15 protein-coding genes are annotated in these 15,080 nt (G+C 66.1%); 5 read left to right on the forward strand and 10 right to left on the reverse strand.

Features of this window, described 5'->3' with window-relative positions:
* Positions 1-5 precede the first annotated feature (5 nt).
* From ABHF91_RS16920 to fruB, 5 genes are all read right to left on the reverse strand, one after another.
* A complete protein-coding gene (locus ABHF91_RS16920; protein ID WP_409421397.1) occupies positions 6-254 on the reverse strand; it encodes a hypothetical protein in 249 nt (82 codons plus the stop codon).
* A gap of 35 nt (positions 255-289) precedes the next feature.
* On the reverse strand, positions 290-826 hold the full coding sequence (locus ABHF91_RS16925) for a DUF1523 family protein (protein ID WP_409421398.1): 537 nt from the start codon (positions 824-826) through the stop codon (positions 290-292).
* 118 nt (positions 827-944) lie between these two features.
* A complete protein-coding gene (gene fruA, locus ABHF91_RS16930; protein ID WP_409421399.1) occupies positions 945-2,681 on the reverse strand; it encodes a PTS fructose transporter subunit IIBC in 1,737 nt (578 codons plus the stop codon).
* Between the two features lie 20 nt (positions 2,682-2,701).
* Positions 2,702-3,643, reverse strand: a complete 942-nt coding sequence (gene pfkB / locus ABHF91_RS16935; protein WP_409421400.1) for a 1-phosphofructokinase — start codon at positions 3,641-3,643, stop codon at positions 2,702-2,704.
* Positions 3,640-4,767, reverse strand: a complete 1,128-nt coding sequence (gene fruB / locus ABHF91_RS16940) for a fused PTS fructose transporter subunit IIA/HPr protein (RefSeq protein ID WP_409421401.1) — start codon at positions 4,765-4,767, stop codon at positions 3,640-3,642. Before fruB ends, pfkB begins: the two co-directional genes overlap by 4 nt.
* A 189-nt stretch (positions 4,768-4,956) precedes the next feature.
* Here fruB and cra point away from each other — a divergent pair, with 189 nt between their 5' ends.
* The 5 genes from cra (at position 4,957) to ABHF91_RS16965 (ending at position 9,418) form a co-directional block, all read left to right on the forward strand.
* Positions 4,957-5,946 carry a catabolite repressor/activator gene (gene cra, locus ABHF91_RS16945; protein ID WP_409421402.1) on the forward strand — a complete coding sequence of 330 codons (990 nt, stop codon included), beginning with the start codon at positions 4,957-4,959 and terminating at the stop codon, positions 5,944-5,946.
* Positions 5,947-5,961: 15 nt separating this feature from the next.
* Positions 5,962-6,423, forward strand: a complete 462-nt coding sequence (locus ABHF91_RS16950; RefSeq protein ID WP_409421403.1) for an RpiB/LacA/LacB family sugar-phosphate isomerase — start codon at positions 5,962-5,964, stop codon at positions 6,421-6,423.
* A 187-nt stretch (positions 6,424-6,610) separates the two neighbouring features.
* Positions 6,611-7,831, forward strand: coding sequence for an aldose 1-epimerase family protein (locus tag ABHF91_RS16955; RefSeq protein WP_409421404.1), 1,221 nt, complete (start codon positions 6,611-6,613; stop codon positions 7,829-7,831).
* 95 nt (positions 7,832-7,926) lie between these two features.
* Complete coding sequence (locus tag ABHF91_RS16960) at positions 7,927-8,868, forward strand: aldo/keto reductase (RefSeq protein WP_409421405.1); 942 nt, start codon at positions 7,927-7,929, stop codon at positions 8,866-8,868.
* 91 nt (positions 8,869-8,959) lie between these two features.
* Entirely contained in the window at positions 8,960-9,418 is a 459-nt protein-coding gene (locus ABHF91_RS16965) for a hypothetical protein (protein ID WP_409421406.1), read from the forward strand.
* On the opposite strand, the gene ABHF91_RS16970 is transcribed toward ABHF91_RS16965, so the two are convergent.
* The 5 genes from ABHF91_RS16970 to ABHF91_RS16990 all read right to left on the reverse strand — a co-directional run bounded on the left by ABHF91_RS16970 (position 9,373) and on the right by ABHF91_RS16990 (position 14,981).
* Positions 9,373-10,101: a DUF3142 domain-containing protein gene (locus ABHF91_RS16970; RefSeq protein ID WP_409423147.1), complete on the reverse strand. Its 729-nt coding sequence runs from the start codon at positions 10,099-10,101 to the stop codon at positions 9,373-9,375. The two genes, ABHF91_RS16965 and ABHF91_RS16970, sit on opposite strands and share 46 nt — an antisense overlap.
* Positions 10,071-12,068, reverse strand: coding sequence for a hypothetical protein (locus ABHF91_RS16975; protein WP_409421407.1), 1,998 nt, complete (start codon positions 12,066-12,068; stop codon positions 10,071-10,073). Before ABHF91_RS16975 ends, ABHF91_RS16970 begins: the two co-directional genes overlap by 31 nt.
* A 144-nt stretch (positions 12,069-12,212) precedes the next feature.
* Positions 12,213-13,697 carry an ArnT family glycosyltransferase gene (locus ABHF91_RS16980; RefSeq protein ID WP_409421408.1) on the reverse strand — a complete coding sequence of 495 codons (1,485 nt, stop codon included), beginning with the start codon at positions 13,695-13,697 and terminating at the stop codon, positions 12,213-12,215.
* A 203-nt stretch (positions 13,698-13,900) separates the two neighbouring features.
* A complete protein-coding gene (locus ABHF91_RS16985) occupies positions 13,901-14,590 on the reverse strand; it encodes an LrgB family protein (protein ID WP_409421409.1) in 690 nt (229 codons plus the stop codon).
* Complete coding sequence (locus ABHF91_RS16990) at positions 14,583-14,981, reverse strand: CidA/LrgA family protein (RefSeq protein WP_409421410.1); 399 nt, start codon at positions 14,979-14,981, stop codon at positions 14,583-14,585. Before ABHF91_RS16990 ends, ABHF91_RS16985 begins: the two co-directional genes overlap by 8 nt.
* Between the last annotated feature and the right edge of the window lie 99 nt (positions 14,982-15,080).

The following is a 15,080-nucleotide window of genomic DNA, read 5'->3' on the forward strand; positions in this document are numbered from 1 at the left end:
CGGCATCAGGGCTCGATCAGCCGCTGATGCTTGTCGATCTGGATGGGGCAGTCGCCGATGCGCCGCACCGCCTCCTCGGCCCCCATCTCGGTCTCGAAGCTGGCGCGACAGCCATAGGTGTCTGTCAGCTCGTAGACGCGACCCTGCTCATCCTTGAAATCGACGATCCAGCCTCGGCTCAGCAGATCGAACACTACCAGCGCCTGGCTAAGCTGCTCCTGTTCATACAGGGCCTTGAGTTCGTGTAGGGTCATGTCCACCTCCTGCGGCAAGCCGCGTCCGTCAATGTTTACACTTCCGCATCCGGCCAAGCCCAGTCACTGCGCCACACCAGCCGGGCGATCCAGCCCCAGCACAGCAGCCAGAGGCCAAAGCCCAGCCAACGGAAGAAACTGAAGGTGGAGGCATCCGCGCTCTCCACCCGCTCCACCTTGGTCACATTGGGAAACCAGGAAAACATGTTCAAGCGCCAGCCGTAGGAGGTGATGCGCGCCAACCCCTTCTCGAATTCCAGCGCCTTGGCCCGCGCCTGCACGTCGGCGGAATTGAACTTGAAGTAGAAGGGGAAGCTCCAGCCGGTGTCCTCATTGCGGAATACCCGCACCTTCTCGCCCGCCGACACGGTGTACAGATAGTAGACATCCGTGGTGGGACCATCCGCCGGGTTTTCCTTGCCGATGGGGCCATCCTTGTCCACCCGCTTCACCTCCACCCCTGTGATGGTGGTGATGCTCTTCTCCGGCAGGTAAAAGTCCAGCCAGATGCCGGACATCACCAGCAGACAGACCAGCAACCCCAGGGCCAGCTTACGCAGCAGGGCTCTCATGCACGTTTCTCCTTCGATTCGACACGTCTTCACTATACCGGCTTGGCGCCAAAAAGTGCCAGACAGAAAAAACCCGGCCGAAGCCGGGTCAGGAAGCACACCTGAAACAAGGGAATCGTTACGCCAGGGCGGCACCGTTGGTGGCAACGCTCTCCCGTGGCTTGAGCAGGGCATACAGCACACCGGTCACCGCGGTACCCACGGCAATGGCCAGCAGGTAGGGGAACACAGGGCTGATGGCGTTGGGGATCAGCACCACAAACAGACCGCCATGGGGTGCCATCAGCTTGGCACCGAACCACATGGACAGGGCCCCGGTCACTGCGCCCCCCAGCATGGTGCAGGGGATGACGCGCATGGGGTCCCGGGCGGCAAACGGAATGGCGCCTTCGGAGATGAAGCACAGCCCCAGCACCATGGCCGCCAGGCCACCTTCCCGCTCAGACTCGGTGAACTTGCTGCGGGCCAGCAGGGTCGCCAGCCCCATGCCCATCGGCGGCACCATGCCGGCGGCCATGATGGCGGCCATGGGCAGATAGGACTGGGAGGCCAGCAATCCGACGCCGAAGGTGTAGGCCGCCTTGTTCACCGGCCCACCCAGGTCGAAGCACATCATGGCGCCCAACAGGATGCCCAGCAGGATGGCGTTGGCGGAGCCCATGTTCTGCAGGAAGTTGGTCAGACCGGTCATGGCGGCGGAAACAGGGCCACCCACCACGTAGATCATGACCAGACCGGTGATGAGCGAGGCCACCAGCGGGATGATGAGGATGGGTTTGAGCGCCTCCATGGTCTGGGGCAGCTTGACCTTGTCCGCCACCAGCTTGGCACTGTAACCGGCCAGGAAACCGGCCACGATACCGCCCAGGAAGCCGGCACCCAGGGAGCTGGCCAGCATGCCGCCGATCAGGCCCGGCGCCAGACCGGGACGGTCGGCGATGGAGAAGGCGATGTAACCCGCCAGCACAGGCACCATGAGGGCGAAGGCGGAGGCGCCGCCGATCTTCATCAGGGCGGCGGCCAAAGTGCCCTCCTGCTTGAAGGCCTCGATGCCGAAGATGAAGGAGAGGGCGATACACAGACCACCGGCCACCACCAGGGGCAGCATGTGGGAGACCCCGGTCATCAGGTGCTTGTAGACCCCGGTGCGTTCGGCCTTGGCCGGCGCGCCGGCGGCCGCCTTGCTGTCGGCCTGCCAGACGGTGGCGGTGGCGAAGGCGTTATCCAGCTCCTGGGCGGTCTTCTTCAGCGCGGCCCCAGTGCTGGTCTTGTACAGTCGCTTGCCGGCGAAGCGGGCCAGATCCACTTCGATGTCGGCGGCAATCACCACCAGATCCGCGGCGGCGATCTCCTCGGCGGTGAGGGCATTCTTGGCGCCCACGGAGCCGCGGGTTTCCACCTTGACCCAGTGACCGCGCTTCTTTGCCTCTTCCTCGATGGCTTCGGCGGCCATGAAGGTGTGGGCCACACCTGTGGGGCAGGCGGTGATGGCGACGATGCGCTGCACCCCGGCGGTCGGCTTGGCCACGGCGGCCTGGGCCACGTAGACATAGGGCTTGGCCGCCAGTTTGGCCTGCTGCAGGAAGTCTTGCGGGTTCGCCAGCACCTGGGCAGTGGGCGCCTGGTACAGCAGCTTGCCGGCGAAGCGGCCCATGTCGGCGCCGTCCCCGGTCACCACCACCAGCTCGGCGGCCTCGATCTCCTCGCGGGTCAGCCGACGCTGCTCACCCACCATGCTGTGGCATTCGATCTGGGCTTCCCAGACCAGGGCACCGGCGGCCTTCTCCAGCAAGCCGGCCGCTATGATGCTGTTGGCTATCCCGGTGGGACAGGTGGTAATGATCGCTACCTTCATCTGTTTATCCTCAACGCTTGTCACGCAAGTTGTTCCACGTCGATGCGGGCCTGCATGGCCTCCAGCACCGCCTTGTCCTTTACCCCGACGCCCACCTGGGTGACGGCCAACGCCGACACCGCCGAGGCCAAACGCAAGGTCTGCTCAATGGACCAGCCCTGGGCCAGGCCCCAGGCCAGTCCGGCCACCATGGAGTCACCCGCCCCCACGGTACTCACCACCGTCATGCGCGGTGGCTGAGCCCGCCACCACTGCTCGCCGGCCCGCCACAGCACGCCATCGGCGCCGCGGGACACCACCACATGGTGGATGCCGTGCTGGTGCTGCAGCGCCTCGGCGGCGGCCATCAGCTCCTCACGGCCTGCCAGGGGCCGACCGGCCCACTCGGCCAGTTCATGTTCATTGGGTTTCACCAGGAAGGGGCCGGCCGCGAGCCCCGCGGTGAGCGCCGCTTTGCTGCTGTCAAACAGCACCGGCTTGCCCACCGCCACCAGGGCGCGCACCAGCTCGGCACCCCGCGCCGGGCTCAGGCCCCGGGGCAGGCTGCCGGCCACCACCAGCAGATCCGCCCGAGCCGCCAGAGCCAGCAGATGTTGCTGCAAACGATCGATGGCCGCCTCGTCCACCTCGATACCGGGGAAGTTCAGCTCGGTGACCTCACCGTCCGCCTCCACCAGCTTGACGTTGATGCGGGTGGCACCCGACACCACCTGGAAGTGATCCTCCAACCCCTCGGCGACAAACAGCTGCTGGAACTCACCCTGGTTGTCGGCCCCCAGCAGGCCGCTCACCTGCACCTGGCCCCCCAGATCCTTGAGCACCCGAGCCACATTGATGCCCTTGCCCGCCGGATGCAGGTTGCCCTGGGTCATGACGTTCACGGCGCCGCGCTGCAGCTGTGCCAGCTGGCCGGTGAGATCCAGCGCCGGATTCAGGGTGATGGTTAGCAATACCGGGTTCATGCCGCGCTCCCCTCACCCAGCCCGTCGGCGATCAGCTGGCCGATCTGGCTGATGGCCGCCTCGGCATCGCTGCCCTGGGCGGTAAAGGCCAGACGGTGACCGTGACGCACCCCCAGGCTCACCACCTTCATCAGGCTCTTGGCGTTGACCGGCTTGCCGTCACCATCCAGGTTGCTGACCCAGATCTGACTGTTGAACTCCTTCACCGCCTTCACCAGCACGGCACTGGGCCGGGCGTGCAGGCCGTGGGGATTGGTGACGGTGAACACCTTGGCCACCCCGTCGAGCGCCGGCTCGGAGAGCAGCTTCACCAGAGCAGCCCCATCGGCGCTCCACAGCTTGTCCTGCTGCTGCTTGTCCAGCAGGGCCAGCAGGCAATCCAGCACCGGCTTGTGCTGGGCATCTTTGGCGGCAAACAGCAGCAGGCCGCGCACAGGCGTGCCGTCCTGGCTCAGGGCCTGGGCCGGCCGCACCAGGGCCACGGCGGTACGCTTGACCCCCTGGGCCCAGGAGAGGGACCAGAGGCCGCCCCCCAGGTGTACTGGGGTCTGGCTGATGAGGCCCGCCAGGGCCGCGGTGTCGATGGCATCGGCGTTGTGCAGCAGACCGGCGGCGGCGGCCTGCAGGCTCACCCGATCCCGGGCCGGAAAGTCCAGCAGCAGGGTCTCCTCGCCAAACAGCAGGGGCTGGGCACGCTGACCGCCATTGAGCAGGGCCGCCAGTTCGTCGGCATCCCGACAGGCCTTGAGCTTGGGCGCCAGGGACTCATCCCCCAGCACATGGGTCAGCTGCCGCAGTATGCCCAGGTGCTCGTCGGACTGGGCGGCGATGCCGATGACCACGTGGGCCACCTGGCCGTTGCCCCAGTCCACCCCGTCGGCAAAATGCACCACCCGCACCCCGGTCTGCTGGACCTGATCCCGGGTGTCCGTGGTGCCATGGGGAATGGCGATGCCATTGCCCAGGTAGGTGGAGGTCTGCTGTTCACGACGCAGCATGCCGTCCACGTAGCCGGCGGCCACCAGGCCGGCCTCGGCCAGCTGGCCGGCCACCAGGCGAATGGCCGCCTGCTTGTCGGCGGCGCCGGTGGCCAGATGAATGTCTTGAGCCTGCACTTTCAACATGGGTCTACCTCATGATCCGCTTGGGACGGCCTACCATCCGGTGGGCACGCCATATCAATTAATCGATTCAGCCTTAATGCTGGATCGTTTCAGCTTTATCAGCAAGCCATGCTTCGGTATAATCGAACGAGAGTTTGAGGTGGCGCACAATTATTTTAGTCACCCGTCCGGAATGAGTCGGAGTTTGTCATGAAACTGGAAGAAGTGGCCCGTCTGGCCGGGGTCTCCCGCACCACCGCCAGCTATGTGATCAACGGCAAGGCAGCCGAACACAGGATCAGCGAGAAGACCCAGGCCAAGGTGATGGCGGTGGTGGAGCAGTACAACTACCGCCCCGATCAGGCCGCCACCGCCCTGCGCCTGGGCAGCAGCAAGCTGCTGGGCTACATACTGCCGGATCTGGAGAACCACAGTTACGCCAAGCTGGCCAAGCTGCTGGAAGCGGGCGCCCGCCGCCGCGGCTTTCAGCTGATCCTGGCCTGTTCCGACGATGACCCCGCCACCGAGCGCGCCCTGGCGGAAACCCTGACGGCTCGCCGCATCGACGCCCTGCTGGTCTCCAGCGTGCTGCCCCCAGGTGACGACTTCTATCACAGCTTCCAGAGCAAGGGCCTGCCCATCATCGCCATCGACCGGGCCTTGGACGAGCAGCGCTTCGCCTCGGTGATCAGCGAGGACCACGACGGCGCCAGCCAGCTGACCCGCTCCCTGCTACAGCCCGCCCCCGCCAGCATAGGCCTCATCGGCGCCGTGCCGGACATCAATATCTCCCGCCTGCGGGAACAGGGCTTCCGTGAGGCCATCGCCCAATCCTGTCCCCAGCTGACCCCGCAGTGCGGCTACGGCGACCACTTCAGCCGGGAGGCCGGGGCCGCCCTGTGCCGCCAATGGCTGGCGGACGACCGCCTGCCGGAGGCCATACTCACCACCGCCTACGTGCTGCTGGAAGGGGTGCTGGACGAGCTGGCGCCCCACCCCGAGCTATTGGCCCGTACCCGGTTGGCCACCTTCGGCGACAACCGCCTGCTGGACTTCCTGCCGGTGAAGGTAAACGCCCTGCCCCAGCAGTTCCCCCTCATCGCCGAGCAGGCGCTGGAGCTGGCCATCGACGCCATCGGGCGAGACTACCGCACCGGCCTGCACATCATTCCGCGGCTGCTGAACGTGCGCGCCGCCTGACAAGGAGACAACCCCATGAAGATCGCCCTGGCCTCGGATCACGCCGGCCTGCCCCTCAAGCTGGAGATCGCCGCCTGGCTGCAGGCCCAAGGCCACAGCCTGGAAGACTTCGGCACCCACAGCAGCGATCCCTTCGATCTACCGGACAGCATCTACCCGGCCGCCCTGGCGGTGGGGCGCGGCCAGGTGGATCGCGGCATCTTCGTGGACGGGGTGGGCTATGGCAGCGCCATGATTGCCAACAAGATCCACGGCGTCTATGCCGCCGTCTGCCAGGATCCCTTCTGTGCCGGCCTGGCCCGCTCCCACTCCAACAGCAATGTGCTCTGCCTGGGCGGCAAGCTGATCGGCTCCGCCATCGCCCTGGAAATCGTCCGGGTCTGGCTGACCACCGACTATCTGGCGGACGAAGAGAAATACCGCCGCCGCGTCGACAAGGTGGTGGCCATCAACGATCGCCACCTCCTGCCGCTGTAAGGCCATCAGGCCCCACTCGGGGCTGGGATTCAGCCCCCATTTCAGCCGCCGCGAGGCGGCTTTTTGTTCCTGCTGACTCACATAAGCAGTCTGGCCACCTTGCTCCCCACGCTCACCATCCGATAGCGTTTTCATCGTAAGCTGTAACGATTCAGCCAAACAAAACCACGATGAAAGGAGCCAAATCATGATCAAACCCATAGCCGCCGCCGTGCTGCTGGCATTAACCACTGTCTCCGCCCAGGCGGTGGAATTCGTCCTCACCGAGTCCAGCAGCGGCCAGGATGTGGGCAACTGGCAGGTCAGCAGCCAGAGCCTGGGTATCAAGACCGACACCGCCTTCCGCCTGGAGAAGCGCCGCCTGCACGGTGGCAAGCAGGAAGGGGTGGACGTGCTGGTGGTGAACAACGGCGTCATGGAGATCACCCTGGTGCCCACCCGCGGCATGGGCATCTATCAGGTGAAGAGCGGCGACCTGCGCCTGGGCTGGGATTCCCCGGTGAAGGAGATCGTCAACCCGGCCTTCATCGATCTGGAGAGCCGCAACGGCCTGGGCTGGCTGGATGGCTTCAACGAGATGATGGTGCGCTGCGGCTATGAATGGACCGGCCACCCCGGGGTGGACGACAACGGCCAGCTGCTGAGCCTGCACGGCCGCGCCCAGAACACTCCCGCCAGCACGGTGAAGGTGATCATCGACGATGCCGCCCCCCACACTATCCACGTGCAGGGTATGGTGGCCGAACACACCTTCAAGAAGACCAACCTCACCACCCTCACCGAGCTGAGCGTCACCCCCGGCAGCCGCACCTTCGAGATCCATGATCGGCTGACCAACCAGGCCGACTACGCCGACGAATACCAGATCATCTACCACAGCAACTTCGGCACCCCCATCCTGGAGGAAGGCGCCCAGGTGACCGCCGCCGCCAGCGAGATCTCACCGTTCAACGACTATGCCAAGGCCGGGCTCAAGGGCTGGCAGACCTACCAGGGACCCACCAAGGACTATGACGAGATGGTCTTCAACCTCAAGCCCATCGGCGATGCCCAGGGCCACAGCCTGGCGGTGCTGCACAACAAGGCCGGCAACCTGGGGGTCGCGGTGGGCTACAACGTCAAGCAGCTGCCGGTGCTGACCCTGTGGAAGAACACGGACACCAAGCAGCAGGGCTATGTCACCGGCATAGAGCCGGGCACCAGCTACGCCTACAACACCAAATATCAGCGCCCATTGGGTCTGGTCCCCACCATACAGCCGGGTGAGACCAAGTCGTTCGACCTGAGCTACACCCTGCTGCGCAGCGCCGATGATACCCGCCAGGCCCTGGCCGAGGTGGCCCGTATCCAGGGCAAGCAAGCCACCCAGCAGGTGGAGAAACCCCTGGTGGATCTGTCCAAGCACTAAGCTCATCTGGCTCCCCCCAACGGGGGAGCCCGCCTGACTGGCGAAGGCGCGGATCCTGGGTCTAGTCTTGACGGATACCCAGTCCAGGAGCGCCCATGACGTTTCCCCTCCAGCTGCGCCTGCCCTCCGCCAGTCGGCTCGTCCTGAGCTGCCGGAGTCTGGGTGCCGATGGCGAACAGACGCCCCTGCTGCGCCGGGCGGTGCAGCAGGCCGAGGTGCTGCTGGAGGCGGCGCTCGCCTGCGGTCTGCGCCAGCTGGATCAGGCCGACAGCGACCATCACGGCAAGAGCCAGCAGGTGCTGGGGGAGCTGTTTCGCCGCCAACCCACCCTACGCCAACAATTTATCCTGCAGACCAAGTGCGGCCTGGTACCGGAAGAGGCCGATCACTGCCGTCGCTACGATCTCAGCGCCCGTCACCTGATCCAAAGCGTGGAGCTGAGCCTGGAGCGGCTGCACACCGATTACCTGGATATTCTGCTGCTGCACAGACCCGACCCCCTGATGGAGCCGGAGGAGCTGCTTGAAGCCTGGTACCGGCTGCGGCAGGCCGGCAAGGTCCGGCTGCTGGGGGCGGTCAACCTGCAGGCCACCCAACTGGCCTGGTTGCAGCAACTCCTGCCGGAGCCCCCCCTGGTGCTGCAACAGGAGATGAGCCTGGGCCAGCGCCGCTGGCTGGAGGCGGATCTGCCCGGCCACGGCGCCGGTCAGGAGACCCTGATCTACTGCCAGCGCCACGGCATTCAGCTGCAGGCCGCCCACAGTCTGGCCCAGGGTCGCTTCAGCGGCGGCCCCGGCGCCCTGCCCCACACAGCCCCCATCTGCCGCCTGCTCAACCAGCTGGCCACCGACTATCACTGCCTGCCGGAAACCCTGGTGCTGGCCTGGCTGCTGCGTCACCCGGCGGGCATACAGCCGGTGGTGGAGTGCCGCCAGGGAGATCGGCTGCGGGCCTTCGGCCAAGCCCAGGAAATCATGCTGAGCCGGGAAACCTGGTACCAGCTCTACCAGACGGCCCGCGGCCAGCCCCTGCCCTAGCCAAGGCGGCGTTTTACCGCGGCACCCGGCTGCAAAGCCCGTCGCGATCCGCTAGGCTGAGCACAATGAGTCTCTTAGCGACGAACAGGCCATGATCCCGACCAAGCAAGCCCAACAGCACGGTTTTTACGCCATCGAATGCCATGGTGATTTTCTGCGCATCTTTGTGGCGGAAAGCAGCAATGAGGAACTGGTGAAGGCGTATCAACAGGAGATGCGGCAGGCCATCGCCAAGCTCAGCTGCCGTCATTGGGGGGTGCATCTGGTGGTCATGGGCGAGGCGCTGATGACGCAAGACGCCACAGAACGGTTGATCCGCGCCGCCCGAGCCCAAATGGCACAAGGGCGCTGCTGCACCGCCATCGAGCTGCGCAACCCGCAGGCCCGCGCCCTGCAGAAGAATTTTTGGGAAACCATCTATCGGCAGGCCGGACTAAAATGCGCCGTGCTGCCCGACGAGGCGGCGGCCGTGGCCTGGATCCGTGAACAGAGCCGCCTGGCGGATCAGGCAGCAGACGGGTTGAGCAGGAACACCACCTCCCCCCGGTAGTTGGGCAGTTCGGCCAGGCGCTGCTGCCAGGCCGGCTCCCACTCCCCCCCTTGCACCAGACCCAGCTTGAACGGCAGCGTCAGACGCAGCAAGGGCGGCAGATAGGCTTGATAGCCGGTGACGGTCTGGCGCCCGCGGTAGGTCTGCACCACCAGCTCATCCACAGTACCCGCCAAGCCATTGAGTACCGCCACCTCACCGTTGGCACTCCAATCCAGCAAGCCCGTGACGCTCAACCGACAATCGTCCGGCAGCTCGACCCGCAGGTGGCGCAAGAAGGCGGCATAGTCCGCCAGGTCGGCGGTACCCGCATCGAAGTCGATCTGCAGCCCGATCACCGGATTGCCCGCCGCCTGCCAGGCGGCCCGCTGGCGCAGCAGATCCCGCATCACGCCGGGGGACCAGGCCAGGGTCTGCACCCGGTAGCTGAGCCAGAGCCGGGGAAATTTCAAGGAGGAAACCGGCGGGCCCAGGGCCACCAAGCCACCGTCCCGCCGCACCTCGCCCTGCAGCAGATAGAGGGTTTGCGCCTGGGCCAGCACCGGCTGGGGTCGCACCCCGGCCCACAGCCAGAAGGCCTGGTAGTGCTCTGCCGAAACGGTGGCGGCCGCCAGGGATGGCGCCAACAGCAGCAGGCCACACGCCAGCCACCTCACCAGTAATACTTCTGCTTGGCCGCCCAGCGGGTCTTGCCGTAAGTCCCCTTGAGGGTCTGGAACCAGGCCTGACGCTCGGTCTTGGGAATGTCTTCACTGCCACAGTGGTTGTAGCCACTGCTGGCGAAGCAGTTGATGGCGCGATAGAGGGCATAGCTGCGATCTTCCGCCGGCGCCTGCTGATCGGCGATCACCTGGCGATACCCACTCAGGCGCCCTTGGGGCACACCGGCGAAGCGATCCGGCGCGCCCCCCAGCACGCTGGCATCCGGCTTGACCCCCAGGGGGCTGTCGTCCCAGCCCTGCTGCAACAGCAGATCCCCCAGGCAATTAAGCGCCCTTGGATTCGTCGCCTTGGCCAGGCTGGCCACCGTCTCGTCCAGCGCCGGGCAGGCATAGCCGTCCGGCCGGGGCAGCTTGCCGAAGGCGGTGAAGGAGAAGGGCTCCTGACCCAAGGCCGGGCCGATCAGGCGCTTGTCCTGCAAGAAGTCGGCGTAATGGCCGCGGGTCAGATCCTTGTAGAGCAGGGTGAACAGGGCGGTATTGCGTTGGGCGCGAGGCAGCTGCTTGTTCTGGGCCAGCTGGCGCAGCAGGGGCGCCGCGGCGCTGTAGCGCAACAGGGGCTCACGCAGCAGGGGCTCCGCGAGGCCGCCATCGGCGGCAAACAGGCTGTCGAGCTGGTCCGCCCGCTCCAGGGTCATGGCCAGGGCCAGATCCAGCAGCTTGCCCTGGGCGGCGGAGACGCCACCCCGACGCAGTTGCCGCCAGTGGCGTTCGGCCTCAGGCCAGCGGGCGAGGCCCATCAGGGCCATGCCCCGCAGCATCTGGCGGCTGAACTGCAACAGCGGCGGCAGCTGGGCCGGCGTCTGCTCGGTGAGGCTCAGCACCCCGGCCAGATCCTGTTGCACATAGTAGCGTTGCGCCAGCTGCAGATAGTCCCAGTAAGGCTGCCAGCCGGCACCGGCAAAGACGCCCTGCTGGGCCGCCAGCTGATCGCTGTTCAGTGGCTGCCAACGGGTCTCCCACTCGGAGATGGCCCGCATCAGCCGCAGATCCTGCACCAGGATGAAGGGCGGCGCCGTCATGGGCTTGTCCGGGGCGGCCAGCAGCTTGTTGTCGATCTCGTCGAACAGACTGAAGGGCACGCTGCCCTGCTGCAGGCGCGCCAGATACTGGCCGCCCAGGGCCGCCTCGTCGCCGAGCAGCCAGGCCACCCGCCGGTAGAGACCGCGAGCCGAGTCGGCGTACCGCCCCTGGGGATAGGCTGCCAGGTAGGCATCCAACCGCTGCCAGGCCTGCTGCAGGGCGGCCTTATCCACCCGGCTCAGGTCGTAGAAACCATACTCGTCCGCCGCGCTGACCTGGGCCCGGTTGAGGGCCACCCGCGCCTGCAGGTAGCGGGCGGTCTCGGCCAGCCAGCCGGCAGGCTGGTCAGCCAACAGGGCAAACAGGCGGTCCGCCTCGTCAAAGTCCGCAAGGTAGAAGGCCCGGGCCCCCCGCAGGTAGTCGGCATAGGGGGCCGCCCCCCCCTCGTCGGGCAGATCCTGCAGGCTGGGCAGGGTGTCGGCCTGACACAGGCCCACCATGGCGATGCGGGATTCCGCCAGCGTCTGGCGCGTCGTCGCCGGCAGGGTGGCATCCTGTTGCAAGGCCGTCAGAAAGGGTTCGGTGGTACTCAGTCGATTGAGGCTGCAGCGACCGGCCAGCCAGCCGTCGCTGCGCTCTTTGGCCTCGGCCAGCGGCTCGGCGGCGACCCCCAGGGACTGGGCCAATCCGGCCAGCCGATCGGTTCCGCCGTCCTCATCGACCGCGGGAGCCAGCTGTTCCAGGGTGAAGGGGACCGGCAGCTGCGCCGGCAACAGGAAGTGGTCGTCGGCCTCGGCCAACAGCGCCAGGTTGACCCGGGTATCGTTATCGGCGGCCAGGAACGGCAGGCCGGTGAGGCCACACTGCCCCTCGTCCAGCTGCAGGGCGAGGGGGGGAGAACAATTCACATCGGCGCAGGCCCAGGCGCCCCCCGTCAAACAGCACAACAACCAGCCCGCATGTCGCCAACGCCCCATAACCGTCCCCTCTTGTTCCCTGGCTTGGTGAGCCTGTCATTATGCGCTCCAGCTGAGTCACGGAACAGCCCCACCTCAGGGGAACAACCGCTGCCAGCCGGCCCGATCCAGCAACAGATAGTGACGGGTTCGATAGGGCTGGTGAAAGCGGGCCGCCGCCAGCCAGTCCGCCGTGAGCCGCTTGCGATCCAGCACCAGCAGGCCATCGGGATGGTCGGCAAACCAGGCGGCCACCTGGGGCGGATCCAGCACCGTCAGCGGCTGTTCGCCCCGCCCCAGATAGCGGAACTGATCGTGATACTTGCCCAGGTGTGCCACCGGTTGGCCCGCCTGCTGGGCCGCCACCACGACCCGGGCCATGGGCGTCAGATCATAGTGCCGCTGCAGGCCTGACCCCATGGCCAACAAGGCGGCCCCCAGACACAACGGCAGCGCCACCGCGGTGGCGATAAAGCCGGGCCTGTGCCACAACCAGGCCAACAGGACCAGGGGCAGCAAGGCCAATGCCCGCCAGGCGGGCGCCACGCTGGCCTGATGCCACAGCCGCGTCATCAGCTCCGGCAGCACGGCAAACGCCAGCGCCAACAGCCCCAAGAGCACCAGCAGCCCCCAGTTGCGAGGCAACCGCTTGGGCAACAGCTGGCTCAGCCCCAAGGCGACAAAGGGCATGCAGGGCAACAGATAATGGGGTTGCTTGCCGCTAAACAGGCTGAAGATCAGCAGTTGCGGCAGCAGGCCCCAGAGGGCGAGGCGCAGCAGGGGATCCGACATCACAGGTCGCCGCCAACGCCACACCAGGGGCCAGGGCAGCAACATGGGCAACAGCAACACCAGATACCAGTAGAAGGGGCGGGCATGGGCGAAGGAGTCCGTCATCCGGCCCGCCGACTGGGACCAGAAGATCTGCTTGGCATAGGCGGCCCCGCCGTACCAGGCGGCGGGCAGCGCCCAGCACAGGATCACCACTATGCCCACCAGCAAGGCCAAGCCGGCCGTCTTCAGCCAGCCCGCCCGGGACCAGCGGCCGGGCAGCCAGTAGCGCGCCCCCAGCACCAGGGGCACCAGATACACCAGCAACACGGGCCCCTTGGCCAGCAGGCCCCAGCCCATCGCCAACCCCGCCAGCCAAAACCAGCGCCGCCCCGCGCCGGCCTGATGGCGCAGCAGGGCGTAGAGACTGGCCAGCACCCCCAGGCTCATCAGCTGATCGAAGAAGGTGACGGCGCAATACAGCTGCCAGATCAACAGGCTGGCCAGCACCAGGGGCGCCCGCCAGGCGGTACGCAGCCGGTTGGGAGCCAGCAGGCGCACCAGGGCCGTCAACAGCCAGAGGTTGCCCAATCCCAGCAGGGGCACCACCAGCAGGGAAACCGGGTCCGAGACGCCCAACAGGCGCCAGGCCAGCGCCACCAGCCAGAACAGCAGGGGCGGCTTGTGGGCATAGGGTTCGCCGTTGATGAGGGGCAGCCACCACTGGCCGCTTTGCCACATCTCCCAGGTCACCGACAGATAGCGGGTTTCATCCACCGGCAGCACAGGAATGGACAGAAGGCGACACACCAGGATCCAAAGGACCAACAGACAGGCCAGGATGGTACCCTGCCAGACGACGGAACGAGCACGATGGAGGGGGATCAAATCATTCCCTTAACATTGATGACCAACCTGGGTCATCAGCATAGCCGATTCCCGGGACTGGGCCCGGGCGTTTGCTTACATAACTTAATGATCAGACGGAATAATTGCAGAAAGATGGCAAGAGACTACCAGAACAGGCGGCCAAGCCAAGGGGCAAGCAGCACTGTCATCACCCCGGCGATCAGCATCACCAGGCTGGAGATGACCCCCTCGGTGGGTCCCATCTGGTAGGCGCGGGCCGTGCCGGCGCCGTGGGCAGAGGCACCCATGGCGGCGCCGCGGCCCAGGCGGCTGCGGATCATCATGCAGGTCAAGAGCCCCTCACCGATGGCCATGCCGATCACCCCGGTGAGGACCACGAACAGGGCGGTGAGATCCACCTGGCCGGCCACCGCCCGCGTCGCCTCCACCGCGAAGGGGGTGGTGATGGAGCGCATGGCCAGGCTGCGCTGCAGCAGATCCGACAGGTGCAGCCAGCGGGCCAGCCAGACGGTGCTGCTCACCGCCACCAGCACAGAGGTGGCCACCCCCAGGGTGAGAGAGAGCCAGTGACGGCGGATGAGTTGGCGATGCAGGTAGACGGGGACGGCAAAGGCGACCGTGGCGGGCCCCAGCAACCAGAGCAGCCAGTGGGACTCCACCATGTAGTCGGCATAGCTCACATGACTGAGCAGCACCACGGCCACCAGCAGGGCCGGCGTCAGCAACAGGGGCGTCAACGGCAACAGGGGAAAGCGGCGGTACAGGGCCTTGCTCAGGTAGTAGAGCGCCACGGTCAACAACAGGAACAGCACACCCCGGCCCCACTCAAGCATGGCGGCGGCTCCGCCGGGCCAGCCAGAGCTCCAGCCGATACAGGCGATCCACCACCAGGCTGGTGGCCGCCATCACCATGGCGGTACTCAACAGCAACACCAGGGCAATACGCCAGCCGTCGTCCAGCAGCAGGCGACCGTAATTGACCACGGCCACCACCGCCGGCACGAAGAACAGCAGCATCTCCGCCAACAACCAGCCGGCGCCGGCACTGAACCACTCCACCCGCACCCAGCCCAGCAGCAGCAGGGCCAACAACGCCAGCATGCCGGTGACATTGGCCGGCAACGGCAGGGACCAACTGCGCACCGCCCAGTCCGCCAACAGCCAGATCCCGGCCAGCAGGACGATCTGCGCACTGATGCGCCACAGGTGTTGCAATTTGGCCATGGGGCCTCCCTTTGTGAAGTAGATCACAGTGTAGGGAGGCCGAGATAAGTCTTGAAATGAATTTTTATTATAAATTTTATGCCAATAAGGAATGGATTA

It is taken from the genome of Pseudaeromonas aegiceratis (assembly GCF_046254905.1).
In the GTDB taxonomy this organism is placed as follows: domain Bacteria; phylum Pseudomonadota; class Gammaproteobacteria; order Enterobacterales; family Aeromonadaceae; genus Pseudaeromonas; species Pseudaeromonas aegiceratis.